This is a genomic window from Mesorhizobium sp. M1A.F.Ca.IN.020.03.2.1 (assembly GCF_004023205.1).
Classification (GTDB): Bacteria; Pseudomonadota; Alphaproteobacteria; order Rhizobiales; family Rhizobiaceae; genus Mesorhizobium.
Map to the genome: position 1 here is coordinate 1 of NZ_RZSV01000469.1, position 1,292 is coordinate 1,292.

General features: G+C 67.7%; 2 protein-coding genes. Both read left to right on the forward strand.

All coding sequences use genetic code 11. The features are described from left to right. Positions 1-687: septum site-determining protein MinC (minC, locus tag EOA79_RS32115; RefSeq protein WP_128293699.1), on the forward strand; the 687-nt coding region annotated here is incomplete at its 5' end. 108 nt (positions 688-795) lie between these two features. Continuing rightward, the coding region (minD, locus tag EOA79_RS32120) for a septum site-determining protein MinD (protein WP_128293700.1) at positions 796-1,292 on the forward strand (497 nt) is incomplete at its 3' end.

Here is a 1,292-nt window from a genome sequence, read left to right on the forward strand (position 1 = left end):
TTGAAGCCGGGCCCGGAGGAGATCGCTGCACTTGTCGGCACGCTCGCCCGGCGCGGCATCCGCGTCTATGCGATCGAGCTCGAGGGCGCCGAGCTCGGCCCCGATTTGCCGCCGCTGCTCGCCGGCGCCAAGGAGGCGACCGCCGAGGGGTTGCTGGGCAGGGCCGCGCGCAAGGCGAAGGCGGAAGAGATCACGGTCGAGACGGCTACGGTCGAGGACGTGCAGCCGGGGCAAATGAGGGCGCCGCAGGATGAACTGGCGAAGCTCGATGCGCAGAACGCGCGAGCCGCCGAAGCAGCCAAGTCGGAACCGGCCGGGTCGGGGCAGGGTGCTGTACCGGCACGGCACGAGCCTTCCGCCGGCACGCTGATGATCAAGGCGCCGATCCGCTCGGGGCAGTCGGTCTTTCATCCGCATGGCGACGTCATCGTGCTGGGCTCGGTCGCGTCCGGCTCGGAAATCGTCGCCGGCGGCTCGATCCATGTCTACGGCACGCTGCGCGGCCGGGCGATCGCCGGCTCGGAAGGCAACACATCGGCGCGCATCTTCTGCCGCAAGAATGAGGCCGAGCTGCTCGCCGTCGACGGCTGGTACACCACGGCCGAGGAGATGGAAGGCGTTTCGCGCGGCAAGGCGGTGCAGGCCTTCCTCGAAAACGATGCGCTGTGCGTGGTGCCGCTCGGCTGAGTCTTTGGCCGCGCAAGCTTCGGACCGGTTTCGCGTGCCATTGTCCTTCATGAGTCCGCCGTGCCCGGCACGGCCAGAGAATAAAAATCGCCAACGGAGGCTGGATATATGGGCAAGGTAGTCGTGGTCACCTCGGGCAAGGGGGGCGTCGGCAAGACAACCTCGACGGCCGCGCTCGGCGCTGCCGTGGCCAAGACCGGCAAGAAGGTTGCGCTGGTCGATTTCGACGTCGGCCTGCGCAATCTCGACCTCATCATGGGCGCCGAGCGCCGCGTGGTGTTCGACCTCGTCAACGTTATCCAGGGCACCGCAAAACTGTCGCAGGCGCTGATCCGCGACAAGCGGCTGGAGACGCTCTATCTGCTGCCGGCCTCGCAGACGCGCGACAAGGACGCGCTGACCGAGGAGGGCGTTGCCGAAGTCATCGCCCGGCTGCGCTCGGTGTTCGACTATGTCTTCTGCGACAGCCCGGCCGGCATCGAGCGCGGCGCCCAGCTTGCCATGCGCTTCGCCGACGAGGCGGTCATCGTCACCAACCCGGAAGTGTCGTCGGTGCGAGATTCCGACCGCATCATCGGCCTGCTCGACGCCCGCACCATGAAGGC